Raw genomic sequence first — 15,370 nt, 5'->3', positions numbered from 1 at the left:
GATAAAAAATTGGAATTTTCTATTTGTATGTTCAAATTCAAGCAATTCGCTATCCAACAAGATAAAACCGCTATGAAAGTAGGAACCGATGGTGTTTTATTAGGTGCCTGGGCTCCTGTAAACAACAATCCATTCAGCATTTTAGACATTGGTGCCGGAACGGGAATCATTGCTCTAATGCTTGCTCAGCGAACTCATGCGGAACAAATTGATGCCCTGGAAATTGATGAAGACGCTTACGAACAAGCTGTTGAAAATTTCGAAAGTTCGCCCTGGGGTGATCGCTTATTTTGTTTCCATGCAGGTTTAGATGAATTTATTGAAGAACCTGAAGATGAATACGATTTAATTGTATCAAATCCTCCTTTTTACTCTGAAGATTATAAAACCGAAAATGAACAGCGCGATCTGGCTCGTTTTCAGGATGCTATGCCTTTTGAAGAATTAGTAGAAGCCGCCGATCTGTTGCTTTCTGAAAATGGAATTTTTGCTTTAATTCTTCCTTACAAAGAAGAAGAACGTTTTATAGCTCTGGCTAAAGAATCAGAATTGTACCCCTTAAAAATTACACGTGTAAAGGGAACTCCAGCCTCAAGCATAAAGCGAAGTCTGTTGGCATTCAGCAGAGACGAAAAAACAAAAATTGAAATCGACGAATTAATTATTGAAATGGAACGCCATAATTATACTGCTGAATATATTGAATTGACTAAGGATTTTTATTTAAAATTTTAATTCCCCCTAAACCTGCTCAAAAATATTTTTAAACTGATATAAAATCCTTTCGAGCAATCGCAAGTCTTCGGTTACGATTTCAGCACTTCCTTTCATTTCCTGCTGAAATATGATTTGTTTTTTATACGAAGTCTCTAAGCCGCTTGGCAAGGCAACGTCTAACAATAAATTGCCATCTTTATCGGGAACCAAAGAAATATTCTGAATTTTACCATATAAAACGCCGAATTCACGATCGGGAAAATTAGCGAGTCTGATATTCACTTTTTGCCCTACTTTTATTTTACCTGAATTTAGCGCTGGCGCTTTAACTTTGCCTACAAATCCATTTCTCGCATCGGGAATTATAGAAAAAACATTATCTCCTGAATTGATGGTCTGATTCTCTGTCCATACCTGTAAAAAAGTAATAACACCGCTAATAGATGATTTTAAAGCATAATTGAGTTCCCAGTCTTTTATCACTTTTTTCAACTGATAAAAGGACTGCGCCATGTTTCTACCCAAATTAACCTCCTCTTTAGTGCTGTTTATATGAGAACTCTGACTTGATTTTGTATTATCGATTAATGATGACCGTAATTGAGAAATAGACGATAACAGGCTTCTGTAATTCTTCTGCGCCTGAAGGTAATTTAGCTTCTTAGCTTCCATTTCCTGAGTTGAAATGATTCCTTTGTTGAACAATATTTCAAAACGGGCGACCTCATTCTTCTGAAGCTGCAATTCACTTTCATTGATTACTTTCTGTTGCTGCAAAATCTCCAAACGTTCCTTAATTTGAATATTTTCTGAATTTTGCGCCCTGTTTTCCACTTCAAATGGCTGGAGATTTTTGTTTAATTGCTGCGCCTGATAATCTTTTTGGAAAACGGCATAAGCGCTTTCAATTTCCCCTAATTGTGCGTTTTTCAGTAAAGCAAATGGGAAATCTTTTTTTGAATCATTAATACTGTAACCGTCAACAATACTTTTCAGCAAAAAAACATCTTTGTAGTTGGCCGTATTTTCAATAATAGCCAAGGTCATATTTTTTTTTACGACAGATTTATCTTTAACCAGTATTGCTTCTATACGTCCCGATGTTTTAGAAACTATTTTCTCCGGCGGAATATTGGTTGTAATTACAATTTCGGTATTTACAACGTCGGGATATTTAATAAACCAGGACACAAAAAACAGCATAAAAAGTATGGTAAATATCAAAACTGTCCCCCACCGTATCATCCAATGTGGTACTTTGGTGAGAATGTCCTGAACTTCTTCACTTCTTAATTCGAATGTAGTATTATCTTCTGTCATGATTAATTCCCTAATTGCAATTGATTTCGAACCAATTCAAAATAATTTCCTTTTTGCTCTACTAAAGCCGAATGACTCCCAATTTCAATGATTTTTCCTTTATCCAAAACCACAATCTGATCCGCATTCATGACCGTGCTTAAGCGGTGGGCAATTACAACTACTGTTTTATCCTTGAAGAAAATATCCAGTTTTCGCATAATTTCTTTCTCATTATTGGCATCTAAAGCAGAAGTAGCTTCATCAAAAAACAGAATTTCCGGGTTTTTATAAACGGCTCTCGCAATAAGCAGACGTTGTTTCTGCCCTGTACTCATACCTACACCTTCAGCCCCTATTTTTGTATTATATCCGAGCGGCAAACTACTTACATATTCTTTTATATTTGCTACATCAGCTGCATAAACCAATCGTTCTTTATCTACTTTATCTACTCCGATAGCAATATTATTTGCAATAGTATCGCTAAAAATAAAACCTTCCTGCATCACCGCCCCAATATTACCTCGCCATGCCTTTTGAGAAATATTCTTTAATTGCGTATTTCCAATCGTAACCTCTCCTTTTTCGGGTTCATAAAACTTTAGCAGTAATTTCATTAAAGTTGTTTTGCCGCTTCCGCTAACGCCTACAATGGCTGTAACCTTATTGGCCGGGATGATCAAACTGAGATCATCTAATACTGGAATATCGGATCCCAAATAACGGTAGGATAGATTTTTTATTTCTATATCCGAATCAAAAGGCACATCACTCGTTTGATGCACTTCCTGCTGCGTTTCGTCTTCTTTATCATGAATTTCGGATAATCGTGCCAATGAAATTTTGGCATCCTGAAGTTCGCGGACAAACTCAATAAGCTGCGTAATCGGACCGTTTAAACTCCCTACAATCGAGCTAATGGCCAGCATCATACCCAATGTAATAGAACCGTCAATAACCAATTTTGCAGATAAAAATATGATAAAAATATTCTTAAGCTCATTGATTACAGAGGAACCAATGGTCTGGGTTTGCTCTAAAATCAGTCCTTTTATTGAAACCCTGAATAATCTTGCCTGCACATACTCCCATCCCCACCGTTTTTGTTTTTCGGCATTATGAAGCTTTATTTCCTGCATACCATTAATTAGCTCCATTACTTTGCTTTGCTCCTGTGAGACTTCCGCAAAACGTTTGTAATCCAGCGTTTCTCTTCGTTTTAGAAATAAAGTGATCCAGACAAAGTAAAGAACGCTTCCGGCAAAAAACACAAAAAATATCTTGAGATTAAAATAGGCCAAAACGCCTCCCATAACAAACATATTGATTACAGAGAATAATACATTCAGCGATGACGTAGTTAAAATTCGCTCTATTCTTCTATGATCATTGATACGCTGCATTATATCTCCCGTCATACGGACATCAAAAAAGGAGATCGGCAGGTTCATTAGCTTAATAAAGAAATCTGAAATCAGCGAAATGTTTATTCGCGTAGAAAGATGAAGTAATATCCAGCTCCGGATAAGTTCTAAACCTGTTCTGCCGGCAAAAAGAAACAATTGTGCAAAAAGAATGAGATAAATAAAATGAATATTTTGATTTTGTATTCCAATATCAACAATACTCTGAGTTAAAAAAGGAAATATTAACTGCAATAAACTACTCGCCAGTAATCCTATACTTAATTGAATTAAAAATGATTTGTATCGCAATACGTATTGTGACAATAATCCGAATCCAAAACTTTTATTATCTTCTTTGTCAAAATCAGTCTGAAAGAATTTCGGAGTAGCTTCTATCAACAATGCAATTCCTTCCTGGGTAGATTCATCGGCGTTGTTTCCTATCCAGAATTTAATAAAATCTTCTTTATTATATTCAATTAAACCAAAAGCCGGATCCGAGACATAATAAATACCTCTCTTTATTTTGTAAAGTACTACGTAATGATTTTGATTCCAATGTAAAACACAAGGCAAGGGAGCTTCGTTCAGCCTCTCCGGACTTAATTTTACCCCTAAAGTCCTGAAACCAATTTTCTCCGCTGCATCGCTCAGAAAAAGCAAATTACTTCCTTCACGAGTCGTTTCACTATGATCTCTCAACTCCTGAATATGGATTGTCTTGCCGTAATGTTTTGCAATAATCTTTAAACACGTTGGTCCACAGTCCTTATAATCTGCTTGTTTGTAATTGGTGAATTTTTTCAATTCTAAATTGATTTTATGTAATAGCAATATTATACAAAAATTCTTAAAAAAAGAAGATTATCGCCTGAATATGTTAGAATTAAAATTTAATTCAATCTATTTTTAACAATCCGGCAAAAACAAATCAACAACCTATATATCAATTTGTTAAGATGAATTTATTATAAAAAATAATTATGGTTCTGTTCCTGACTTTCTTCTAATTAAAAGTTTCCTGAAAACATCTTTGTTTCATCGGCTGAAGTTCAATTATTTAAGACTACTGAAGTCCTAAAATAATTCAGGTATAGTATTTTTACTACTATTTTGTTTTGAGGTCAAAAAAAAAGAGAGCTTTAATGCTCTCTTTTATATTAAATAAATTTTAGTAACTCTAATTTCTCTAGGAGATGGTACACTGGTTAGTCCTAACCAAATAAAACCAACCAAGTGACCAATTATCCTGAGAATCCCAACACCAATCATCAATGTGGGGATATTTGCTCAATGTTCCACGATCGAGCGCCTACAAATTCAAAAAAAACATGACTAAATTTTAAATAAGGCTTTATTTTTATTTACTAAAACTGTTAAATCATATTATGGACGTATACAACGCCAGGAATCATATTCACAAATTGATCCTTTCGGACATGTTCCATCTTCGTAACATGCAAGACCTCCTTTAATAACTTTTTTTTCCTCTTTTGTAAGCTCTTTAGCTCCTTCAAGGCTTAAGATTTTTTTTAACATAACTTAAGTTTTTATCAATTAACACTCCAACTATTTAAAGACATTGAAGTTCAGGTCTGTACTATATATATTATGCTGTTTTTTCTAAAACTTCAATTTCTTTCTCTTCTACAAAATCATTTAAAAAATATTTCAATTCGTTTAGTTCATATTCGTTAGGAAATATCTTTTCATTTACAATCTTAACAGGTGTATAATTAAAATCGTTTTTAGAACACCATTCGTATTGTTTTTGTATCTCTTGGTTTATCAACATGCTTACAGGTTCTGTATGCCATTTTTTTAACCATTTTTTAAGCCCGATCTTTTTAATATGCCAATCTGATATTGCTTCTACAGTTTTTCCAGGTGTAGCCCTGTTTATGGTTAAAAGTCTCTCGACAATAATCTTATAAGGATTATCTGCATTTTCAGGGTTTACATTAAACAATACATTTAAAAATATCTTGTCCGGAAATCTTAACACCAGATCAAATGCTTCCTGAAATGTCTTGTGACAATGTCCACAACTTGGACTTATTAATATAGACAACTTTATTGCCGCATTTCTGTTTCCAAAACTCAAACCTCTTAAATCTTCAAATCCTGCCGTTTGCGGTACTTTTTTAGATAAAAAATTTAATAAGGAGAAATTTCTTTTAAATTTTTTCAACTCTTTTAAATCACCATCTACATTTAATACATTTCTAATGATAGGTTTCAAAGCCGCCCACAACGTCACTAAGAAAACTAATGAGAATAAGAACGGAAAAACACTTCCAAAACTAAAACTCAGGGTAAAAAAATCTGAGGCAAACCAAATAATACTTTGTACCAAAATCAGAGCGGAAACTGCCAGACACATTACACACCATTTTTGAATCTCAAATTTTTGTATCCATATTGATGTCACAACAACCGGAATTGCCAATAAACTCAAAAAACCAATAAAAATTGACGAATTTGAAGGCTGAAGCAGGATTGCAACAAAACTTGAACTAAAGAAAATCAGAGGCAAGTCTGAAAAACCAACCCATTTTTTACCTAATCCATCAAAACTAAGAACGGAATTACAGGAGGTGTTAGGAGTAAGATTGCAAATCTTTGATAATAGCGTGCTTTTTATCCCTAATTTTTCCTGAACGATTAAGACACTAACAAGTAATCCTAAAAGTGATGTAATTAAAAAGACAGTACTGAAAAAATTATATGTATTGTAAAAAAATGACAGTCCAATTAAAAGAAATAACGGAACATAGTATTTTACATTTTTATATTGATCCTTGAAGCCTTCTCTCCCCACTACATTATTCGGTTCAATTGCTACAATTACACCATTCCAGTCTAAAAGAAAACTATCATAAGATATTTTCTGACTTCCTTTTTTTATAGTATCAATACGAACATAATCTTTTGCTCTTTCGACCAAAGTAAGTTCTTCTTTAAAATACGCTAAAAAATTAGATGGTAAATTTTCTATTTGTTCTTTCGAAACACGTACTGCAGCATTCTCCACAGACAACAAATCCAAAGAATCTGTTATCGCAAACAAGCTTGGGTAATTTGGATGAGAAAGAAACAAATCTTTGAACTCATTTTTTATATCCGAGTACTTGTTAATTAGAAGAAATTTCTGAACCAGTTTTAACATCTTTTTGTGGCGTTTAAATCATAACTACGATGCAAATATTGTAGTTTTTATTTGAAAAAAATGCCTTTGTATATACTTTTTATTAATTATAGCACATACAATTTATAAATTATACCAGTCTGAATGAATAACATAAAACATTGACAAACAGTTAATTATACAAAATATATTTGCTTTAAAGTCTCAAAAAGCCTATTCTCGATTAAGGGTTTTGCTTTTTACCTAGTTTTGAAAAAGTTAAACCATAACACTCAAAAACATGACAAAAAAAAAATTAAAATTCGAAGATTTTGTAGTTGAAAAATTATCTGAAAATCAACAAAAAAAAGTACTTGGAGGAACTATTCCTGAGGAGGAAAAAGACCCGGTTCGAGGTGGAGGACAAACGAATGGAAATGGATAAATTAAAATTAAACAGATAAAAAGAATAACTTTAATAAATAAATATTATGAAAAGTAAAAAACTAAAATTAGAAGATTTCAAAGCTGATAAAATAAATAAACCCCAACAAAAAATGGTTTGGGGCGGTGATACAACAGGCGGAGAAAATCCTGTAGATGGAAAAGACCCTATCAGAGGTGGTGGCGGAAACGGAAACGGGAACGGAAATGGCTAAAATCTCTCCTGAAATTTACAGGAAATTAAATATTATTCGCAAACTGAGCTGGAGATACTCCAGTTCTTTTGCGAAATGATTTGGCAAAAGATACTGCATTTTTAAATCCTACACTTTCTGCAATTGCCTGCGTAGAGTATTTACGATACATATGATTGGTAATCATCTCATTGATTACGTAATTAATTTTAAGCTCATTCGAATATTCCCCGAAAGATTTCCCAAATCTTTTATTGACAACATAAGATAAATAAGTTGTATTCGTTTTTATCTTTTTGGCAACATAAGATAACGTAAAATCAGCATGTAAGTATTCGTGTTTACTTTCTAATGCCAGCAGTTTTTCGACTATTTTATTTTCTTTAGCCTCATCAATACTCAGATTGGCATTTTCTTTCTTAAGCAGTACATCTTCCTCCTGCTCCATTACAGCAATTTCGACCTGAGGATTTTCTTTCTTCTCGAGATTCGCTTTAAATTCCTCGATCAGTGCATTCATTTTTTTATGCGCCTTATTTTTGTCTCTGATATTTTTAATCAGTAAAAAGACGATTCCAATAACCAGTAAAACATAAAAAACCTTCAACGCTTTATTTAAAAGAACATCTTTTTCGTATTTTTTCTGAATACTGACCATCTCATTGCTCAAATCACCAGTTCCTAATTTATAATTTACCTCTAAAGCCTCATTGTTTAATTTAGCTTCTGATTTCTCATAATTATCCAGATAAATTTTTGAATGTTTGAAAGCCAATTCCGGCTCCTTCTTTATATTGTAAATTTTTGCCTGGTAGTAATTGGACTTTAAAAAGCTTTCATCTTTTCTATTATCTACCATAGAAACAGAATCTACCTTTTTGAAAAAAACCAGTGCTTTATCATACTTCTTTATTTCATAATATAAATTCCCCAGATTATAGGTCGCAATTTTATACTCTCTGTTAAAATTGTTCTGCTGTGCAAAAAATATAATATTATAATAGGTCTTTTCCGCATTCTTAAAATCATTTTTCATATAATAAACATTCCCTAAACTAATTTTAGCAGAAATATTATTCATGGGCAGATTTTGAGAATAGGAAACTGTTTTTTGGTAAAAGTAAGCGGCTGAATCAAGCAATTTTGTCTGATTCTGGTTTTTCATGTACCAGCTTTCATACGACCCTCCAAGCGTTAGGTTATTATTGCTTTTTATGGTGTGGAACTGATCCTTGGTATAAAAACTCTCATTTTTATCTATAAAATCATTAATTTGTTTTAAGTTTTTTATAGCAAGTTGATAGTTGCCTATTGCATCATTAATAAAAGCGATATTACTTTTGAATTTTACAATCTGAATAATGTCTTCTATCTGAACCGAAATTTTCATTCCTTTCTGATAATTTTCAAGAGCTGCGCCATAATTCCCTTTTGCAGCTTCTATTAATCCGCTATAGTTGTACAGATAAGACTTAAGCTGAATTTTATCTCTGGATTCCGGCATTTTATCTAAATACTGAAATGCCAGTTTATACTTTTCTTTGGACTTTGCTGTATTATCTTTTAACTGAAATAAATAAGCCAATGCAACATTTGCAAAAGCCATATGCTTATTATTACCGGACTTTGCCATTTCATAAGCATATACTACCGCACTATCTCTATTTGCGTTAAGATTTAAACGTATTTTATCCTGCAAGAGTAAATATTCTTGTTCCGTTAACTCTTTTTTCTGTTGCGCAAAAGAATTATTGAGGACAAAAAAAAGTAAAAAAGAGATGATCAGCCTCATTTATATTGTTTTTGGACTCAAAAATAGTTTATAAAATGCCAAAAAACTAGCATAAATTCGTCTTATTCTTATTTATTTTTATTTAGTGTTAAAAAAATATAACAAATTACCTTTGTTTTGTTATATTTTTATTACGTAAATTTGTTTTGTAAAACTAACTAAAGATGAAACCAGACTTATTTCAAGCGCCGGATTATTATAACCTTGACGATTTATTGACAGACGAGCACAAATTAGTTCGTGATTCAGCACGTGCATGGGTAAAAAGAGAAGTTTCTCCTATTATAGAAGAATATGCGCAAAAAGCAGAATTTCCGAAACAAATTATTAAAGGACTTGGAGAAATTGGTGGTTTTGGACCCTATATTCCTGAAGAATATGGCGGAGCAGGATTAGACCAGATTTCTTATGGCTTAATCATGCAGGAGATTGAGCGCGGTGATTCCGGTGTACGATCTACTTCGTCTGTACAATCTTCTCTGGTAATGTACCCAATCTGGAAATACGGAAATGAAGAACAAAGAATGAAATACCTGCCAAAACTGGCAACAGGTGAATTTATGGGTTGTTTTGGCCTGACAGAACCTGATCATGGTTCCGATCCCGGCAGTATGATTACCAATTTTAAGGATATGGGGGATCATTATCTTTTAAATGGTGCTAAAATGTGGATTTCGAATGCCCCGTTTGCTGATATTGCAGTAGTCTGGGCAAAAGATGAAACCGGCAGAATTCACGGTTTAATCGTAGAACGCGGTATGGAAGGCTTTTCTACTCCCGAAACACATAATAAATGGTCACTTCGTGCCTCATCAACAGGAGAGTTGATTTTTGATAATGTAAAAGTTCCTAAGGAAAATCTTTTGCCAAACAAATCCGGTTTAGGAGCACCACTGGGATGTCTCGATTCAGCCAGATACGGAATCGCATGGGGTGCCATCGGAGCAGCGATGGATTGTTACGACACGGCACTGCGTTATGCAAAAGAACGAATTCAGTTTGGAAAACCAATTGCAGGAACTCAACTACAACAAAAGAAATTAGCCGAAATGATTACCGAAATCACAAAAGCACAACTGCTAACCTGGCGTTTGGGAGTTTTGAGAAATGAAGGGAAAGCAACCACTGCACAGATTTCGATGGCCAAAAGAAACAATGTTGACATGGCCATTCATATTGCACGTGAAGCCCGACAAATGCTGGGCGGAATGGGAATTACCGGTGAATATTCGATTATGCGTCACATGATGAATCTCGAAAGTGTCATTACCTATGAAGGTACACATGATATTCATTTATTAATTACAGGAATGGATGTAACTGGAATTCCAGCATTTAAATCGTAATTAACTATTAAAATATATACAAAATCAATATAAAAAAGCTTCTTCTTACGGGGAAGCTTTTTATCTTTGCCTCAAAATCTACAAAAATGAATATTGAAAGTATAAATAATAGCATTCAACCTCAAAAAGATCAGCTTTTACAACATTCTCTTTATAATAAAATACAAAGTATAGATGATTTGCATAGTTTTTTAGAAAACCATGTTTTTGCTGTTTGGGATTTTATGTCATTATTAAAGGCGTTACAAGCTAAACTTACCTGTACAACTACACCATGGTTTGCGACAAAAAATCCTGAAACAAGATATTTAATCAACGAAATTGTCCTGGCCGAAGAAACAGATTTAACTATTGACGGAAGAAGACAAAGTCATTACGAAATGTATCTTGAAGCAATGGAAGATTGCGGGGCAGATACCACCGGAATCACTAATTTTTTATCTGAAGTAAATTCGCTTCATAATATTTTTGTTGCGATCAAACAAAGTACACTTCACCCTGATGTAAAGTCCTTTTTAGATTTTACCTTCAGAGTTATCGAACAGGGAAAACCACACGAAATTGCGGCTGCCTTTACTTTTGGAAGAGAAGACCTGATTCCGAGCATGTTTACCGAAATCCTGAAAAACTTCCAGAAAAACCTGCCTGAAACCGATTTAAGCAAATTGCTTTATTATTTCGAAAGACATATCGAACTAGATGCAGACGAGCACGGACCAATGGCCATGCAAATGATTACTGATCTTTGCGAAGACGATGCCCAAAAATGGAAAGATGTTGAAGACATTTCAATTTTGGCATTAGAAAAAAGAATCGGTCTTTGGAATGCCATTGAAGAAGAAATCCTGATGAAAGCAGAAATGGTCTAAAACCAAAACAGCCTGTTTAACGTAACTATTTGTTTAACACATACAACTTAATTTAAACGAATTATGACAACAGAGTTCAAACAAATAGTTATCGTTTTCTTTTCTATTTTCCTTATAAGTTGCAGTTCAGATGAAATGTCTTCACAAACCGACTTTATCCTTGTACCTCCTACAACAACACCTGTCACTCCTGTTATCAATTCCATTAATTATCTCGCTTTAGGAGACAGTTATACCATTGGCCAGAGTGTGTGTGAAACCTGCAGATATCCCGAACAGCTCAAAGCAAGCCTGAAAGCCATCTATCCTCAAAGCAGTATTTCATTAAACGTAATTGCTGCTACCGGCTGGACCACTTCTAATTTAATTTCTGAAATAAAAGCACAAAATCCCAAATCGAACTACGATCTGGTCACTTTACTAATAGGCGTAAACAATCAATACCAGGGCAGAAGTTTTTCACTCTATGAAAAGGAATTTCCGGAATTGGTCACCAAAGCTATTGCCTTAGCCAAAGGCGACAAAAAAAATGTGATTGTACTTTCTATTCCTGATTATGCCTACACTCCGTTTGGTAAAATCCAGATGGCAGGACAGGGTGAAAAAATAACCGCAGAAATAAACAAATACAACCAGTTTGCCGAGAACTACTGCACCAGCAACAATGTTGTTTTTGTTTCGATAACCGACATTACACGTCAGGGACTCACTAATCCCGATCTGGTAGCCGGGGATGGCCTGCATCCGTCAGAAAGTGCCTATAAGTTATTCACGGATAGAATATTACCCAAAGTAAAAATAGCCCTTCAAAATTAATATTTTGCACTGTTAGTATTTTTCATAAGCTGTTTAGAACATTAAACTTATCAAAAAGGAGGAAATAGCTCCCAGAACAAACCACAACAATCTTGAAACGCGATTGTCGCGAATGATTTCCATTTTATTCAGATCTTCCATATTTGTTGATTTATACCGCAAAAGTAAAGTGATATAAAAGAGCAAACAGTCCGTAAAAGTCATAAAACTATCAAAATAAGACAACTATTAAGCTTTATAAAAAAATAGTAGTTTTTATAAAGAAGCCATGGCCTAACAACCCTGATCATCAAAATGAAGATTAAAAAGAAATATCAAAAAATATATTTAATTTTACTTTCCCGTGCTGCTAACAACATAGGGTAATACCATACAGACTATGCAAGTTTTGCCTCCGAAGGAATTATCAGCTTATATAAAACATTATCTTTTTTTAGAAAACAAAGATAATAATGCCCGGCAACTCCGCTTTTTTTCTGATGGCAATACCGGAATTGTATTTTCACCCAAAAGCAAACTAATCTCCGGATTAAACAATTACGAAACACAAAATTACCTGCCCGGCTCTTTTTTATACGGACAGCCAAACGGTTTTAAAAATATCTATTCAGACAACGAAATGCTGATTGTTATTGTCGTTTTTCAACCCAACGGCATCAACCAGCTGTTGGGAATTTCCGGCAGTGCGTTTCGGGATGCCATAATTACCATCGAGTCTGTATTTGGCCGGACAGGTGTAGAACTTGAAGAAAAATTAGCCGGACAAGTAACAATTCAGGGGCGATTACAGCTGTTAAATCAATTTTTCAGAAGGATTGAGGCAAAAAAGCCACGAACCAACCCATTGATCACGAATGCCTCTTTAGATTTTATCCTCAAAAATAAAGGCCAGGTTTCTTTAAGCCAATTAGTTGGTTATACCGGTTATACGGAAAGACATATCGAAAGAAAATTTACGGAAGGCGTCGGGTTAAATCCTAAGAAATTTGCCACTATCATAAAGCTGCAGCATTTTTTAGCACTTCTTAAAAACAGAAATGCGAATACTGCTCTCGCCTCTCTTTCGTATGAAGCAGGCTTTTCTGATCAGTCTCATTTAATACGGGAATTTAAAAAACACACAGGAATCACGCCTCGTGAGTATCTGTTTGATACCGAAAAACTAACCAACAACTTCATCCAGACCTCTCCGAAAAACAGCCTTTAAATGTCGGTTTTATACAATTTCTAAAGTACCTCTAATACTATTTTTGGTGTATTCTTAATCGTTTACCAAATGAAAAATCTAAAAATAGCTACTGCCCAGTTTGAAAACAGGAGTGGCGACAAGGAGTACAATTTGTCTGTAATTGAAAAACTTTCAGAGAAAGCATCCCGTGAAGGCTGTGATGTAATTGCGTTTCACGAATGTTCGGTAACAGGCTATACTTTTGCCCGGCATTTATCTAAAGAACAGCTGCTTGAGGTAGCAGAAATTATTCCGGAGGGTAATAGCCTTTTAAAGCTGACAGCAATAGCCAAAAAGAATAACATCGTTATATTGGCAGGTCTTTTTGAAAAAGATGAAAACAACAATTTGTTCAAGGCTTACGTTTGTGTTGACAAAAATGGTTTAGTGGCGAAATATCGAAAGCTGCATCCGTTTATAAATCCGCATCTTACGCCCGGAGATTCCTATTGCATTTTTGAAATCGACGGCTGGAAATGTGGTATTCTGATTTGTTATGACAATAACATTATCGAAAATGTACGCGCCACCGCTCTTTTAGGAGCTCAGATTATCTTTATGCCACACGTGACCATGTGTACCCCTTCTACCCGCCCGGGCGCCGGCTTTGTGGCTCCTGAACTTTGGAAAAACCGGGAAACAGACCCGACTTCTTTACGAATAGAATTTGACGGAATGAAAGGCCGTGACTGGCTGCTGAAATGGCTGCCGGCAAGAGCGTATGACAATGCCATCTATGCGGTCTTTTCAAACCCCATAGGTATGGATGACGACCAGTTGAAAAATGGCTGTGCTATGATTATTGATCCTTTTGGCGATATCATTACCGAATGCCGCTCTTTTGACGACTCTTTTGCAACAGCAATAATTACTCCTGAAAAATGCCTTCAGGCCGGAGGAAATCGCTACATAAAAGCCCGAAGACCCAATTTATACAAAGATATTATTGGTCAGGATCATATAGCCGAACAAAATGTCGCATGGCTTACCAGTGAAGAAAAAAAGAGTTAAAACCAAAAATCTTAAAGCCTTTCAGCTGTCAAAAATCTATCTTTGATATCCGTTAATTTAGAGAATAAATAAAATAATGAAATTTCTTAAAACTACAAAGGAAGATATCGATGCCGTTTTTGATATTTATAATGAAGCTACATCCTACCAAAAAACGGTCAACATAAAAAGCTGGAGAGGCTTCGAAAAATCACTAATAGAAAAAGAAATTGAAGAGAACCGCCATTTTATAATTAAGGAAGAAGACGAAATTGCCTGTACGTTTGTGCTTACTTTCAACGATTGGATTATCTGGAAAGAAGCCGCTGCCGATCCTGCTGTATACCTTCACCGCATTGCTACGAATCCAAAATTCAGAGGGCGCTCTTATGTAAAGAAAATCATCGAATGGGCTAAGCAATATGCCAAAGAAAACGGTAAAGACTATATCCGGCTTGATACCCATAGCGGCAACGAGAGAATAAACAACTACTACACAAGCTGCGGTTTCGATTACAAAGGAATCAGTACTATAGAATGGACAAGCGAACTGCCGGAACATTACAAAGAAGGTTCTTTTAGTTTGTTTGAGATTAAGCTTTAAAAAACTACTTCAGACAAAAAGCAAAACTCTTATGGAAAACTCCACAAGGGTTTTGTTTTTTTTAAGCCTCAGAAAATCCTGTTTCATTTATAATTTTCAAAATCAACATCGACTTTTTCAAAATGTTGCGCCTGCTCTAAAATCAGATTGATCCGATGCAATCCTTCCTGATTGTTATCGGCCATAATAAAAGCAAAGCCCCAGATATCTTTTGAAACTGTAAATTTTCCTGCTTCGGAATCTATCGTCATCAGCACCTCATCATTCATCCATAAATCCAGAATATCGATCAGCTTTGGTTGTATCTCTCTGATTGCATGCATAAAATCCGGAAAAAAGGTTTCCTTTTCGGCTCCGTCAAAAACATCAATCAAAAGTTCTTCTAAATGGTAGCCCGGACGAAAATAATATTGATACATATTTTCTTGTTTTAATTTAAAGACAATATTAGATCGTTCAATTATAATTAAAAACTTTTTACAAAGAATTTTGCTTTTATTTTTTTCATAAAACACACGCTAGTAAGCTTATACGT

15 protein-coding genes are annotated in these 15,370 nt (G+C 34.6%); 9 read left to right on the top strand and 6 right to left on the bottom strand.

Going from position 1 to position 15,370, the window contains the following annotated elements:
- Positions 1-27: 27 nt before the first annotated feature.
- Positions 28-735: a tRNA1(Val) (adenine(37)-N6)-methyltransferase gene (locus GJU43_RS07865; RefSeq protein WP_154340272.1), complete on the top strand. Its 708-nt coding sequence runs from the start codon at positions 28-30 to the stop codon at positions 733-735.
- Between the two features lie 6 nt (positions 736-741).
- Here the strand turns inward: GJU43_RS07865 and GJU43_RS07860 are convergent, their stop codons facing one another.
- The 4 genes from GJU43_RS07860 to GJU43_RS07845 form a co-directional block, all read right to left on the bottom strand.
- Positions 742-2,037, bottom strand: coding sequence for an HlyD family secretion protein (locus GJU43_RS07860; protein ID WP_154340228.1), 1,296 nt, complete (start codon positions 2,035-2,037; stop codon positions 742-744).
- 2 nt (positions 2,038-2,039) lie between these two features.
- Positions 2,040-4,232: a peptidase domain-containing ABC transporter gene (locus tag GJU43_RS07855; protein WP_154340227.1), complete on the bottom strand. Its 2,193-nt coding sequence runs from the start codon at positions 4,230-4,232 to the stop codon at positions 2,040-2,042.
- Positions 4,233-4,811: 579 nt separating this feature from the next.
- The gene (locus GJU43_RS07850) at positions 4,812-4,964 is read right to left on the bottom strand and encodes a hypothetical protein (RefSeq protein WP_154340226.1); all 153 of its coding nucleotides are present in this window, start codon (positions 4,962-4,964) and stop codon (positions 4,812-4,814) included.
- A gap of 70 nt (positions 4,965-5,034) precedes the next feature.
- Entirely contained in the window at positions 5,035-6,495 is a 1,461-nt protein-coding gene (locus GJU43_RS07845) for a vitamin K epoxide reductase family protein (protein WP_229655022.1), read from the bottom strand.
- Positions 6,496-6,853: 358 nt separating this feature from the next.
- Between GJU43_RS07845 and GJU43_RS07840 the strand changes: the two genes are divergently transcribed.
- Entirely contained in the window at positions 6,854-6,997 is a 144-nt protein-coding gene (locus tag GJU43_RS07840) for an rSAM-modified peptide (RefSeq protein WP_154340224.1), read from the top strand.
- A 46-nt stretch (positions 6,998-7,043) separates the two neighbouring features.
- The gene (locus GJU43_RS07835) at positions 7,044-7,211 is read left to right on the top strand and encodes an rSAM-modified peptide (RefSeq protein ID WP_154340223.1); all 168 of its coding nucleotides are present in this window, start codon (positions 7,044-7,046) and stop codon (positions 7,209-7,211) included.
- Positions 7,212-7,236: 25 nt separating this feature from the next.
- Here the strand turns inward: GJU43_RS07835 and GJU43_RS07830 are convergent, their stop codons facing one another.
- The gene (locus GJU43_RS07830) at positions 7,237-8,982 is read right to left on the bottom strand and encodes a helix-turn-helix domain-containing protein (protein WP_154340222.1); all 1,746 of its coding nucleotides are present in this window, start codon (positions 8,980-8,982) and stop codon (positions 7,237-7,239) included.
- A 164-nt stretch (positions 8,983-9,146) separates the two neighbouring features.
- Here GJU43_RS07830 and GJU43_RS07825 point away from each other — a divergent pair, with 164 nt between their 5' ends.
- The 6 genes from GJU43_RS07825 (at position 9,147) to GJU43_RS07800 (ending at position 14,835) form a co-directional block, all read left to right on the top strand.
- A complete protein-coding gene (locus GJU43_RS07825) occupies positions 9,147-10,328 on the top strand; it encodes an acyl-CoA dehydrogenase family protein (protein ID WP_127340632.1) in 1,182 nt (393 codons plus the stop codon).
- A gap of 86 nt (positions 10,329-10,414) precedes the next feature.
- On the top strand, positions 10,415-11,197 hold the full coding sequence (locus tag GJU43_RS07820) for a DUF3050 domain-containing protein (protein WP_154340221.1): 783 nt from the start codon (positions 10,415-10,417) through the stop codon (positions 11,195-11,197).
- Positions 11,198-11,260: 63 nt separating this feature from the next.
- Positions 11,261-12,013: an SGNH/GDSL hydrolase family protein gene (locus GJU43_RS07815; RefSeq protein WP_154340220.1), complete on the top strand. Its 753-nt coding sequence runs from the start codon at positions 11,261-11,263 to the stop codon at positions 12,011-12,013.
- 379 nt (positions 12,014-12,392) lie between these two features.
- Complete coding sequence (locus tag GJU43_RS07810; RefSeq protein ID WP_154340219.1) at positions 12,393-13,220, top strand: AraC family transcriptional regulator; 828 nt, start codon at positions 12,393-12,395, stop codon at positions 13,218-13,220.
- 69 nt (positions 13,221-13,289) lie between these two features.
- Positions 13,290-14,252 carry a nitrilase family protein gene (locus GJU43_RS07805; RefSeq protein WP_154340218.1) on the top strand — a complete coding sequence of 321 codons (963 nt, stop codon included), beginning with the start codon at positions 13,290-13,292 and terminating at the stop codon, positions 14,250-14,252.
- Positions 14,253-14,328: 76 nt separating this feature from the next.
- Positions 14,329-14,835: a GNAT family N-acetyltransferase gene (locus GJU43_RS07800; protein WP_154340217.1), complete on the top strand. Its 507-nt coding sequence runs from the start codon at positions 14,329-14,331 to the stop codon at positions 14,833-14,835.
- An 83-nt stretch (positions 14,836-14,918) separates the two neighbouring features.
- Here GJU43_RS07800 and GJU43_RS07795 read toward each other — a convergent pair whose 3' ends face one another.
- Positions 14,919-15,254 carry a hypothetical protein gene (locus GJU43_RS07795; protein WP_154340216.1) on the bottom strand — a complete coding sequence of 112 codons (336 nt, stop codon included), beginning with the start codon at positions 15,252-15,254 and terminating at the stop codon, positions 14,919-14,921.
- Positions 15,255-15,370 lie beyond the last annotated feature (116 nt).

Origin of the sequence: Flavobacterium sp. LC2016-23 (genome assembly GCF_009674775.1) — a bacterium.
Lineage (GTDB): Bacteria > Bacteroidota > Bacteroidia > Flavobacteriales > Flavobacteriaceae > Flavobacterium.
The sequence above is the reverse complement of the archived record's forward strand: the minus strand, read 5'-3'. Positions and strand labels throughout refer to the sequence as shown.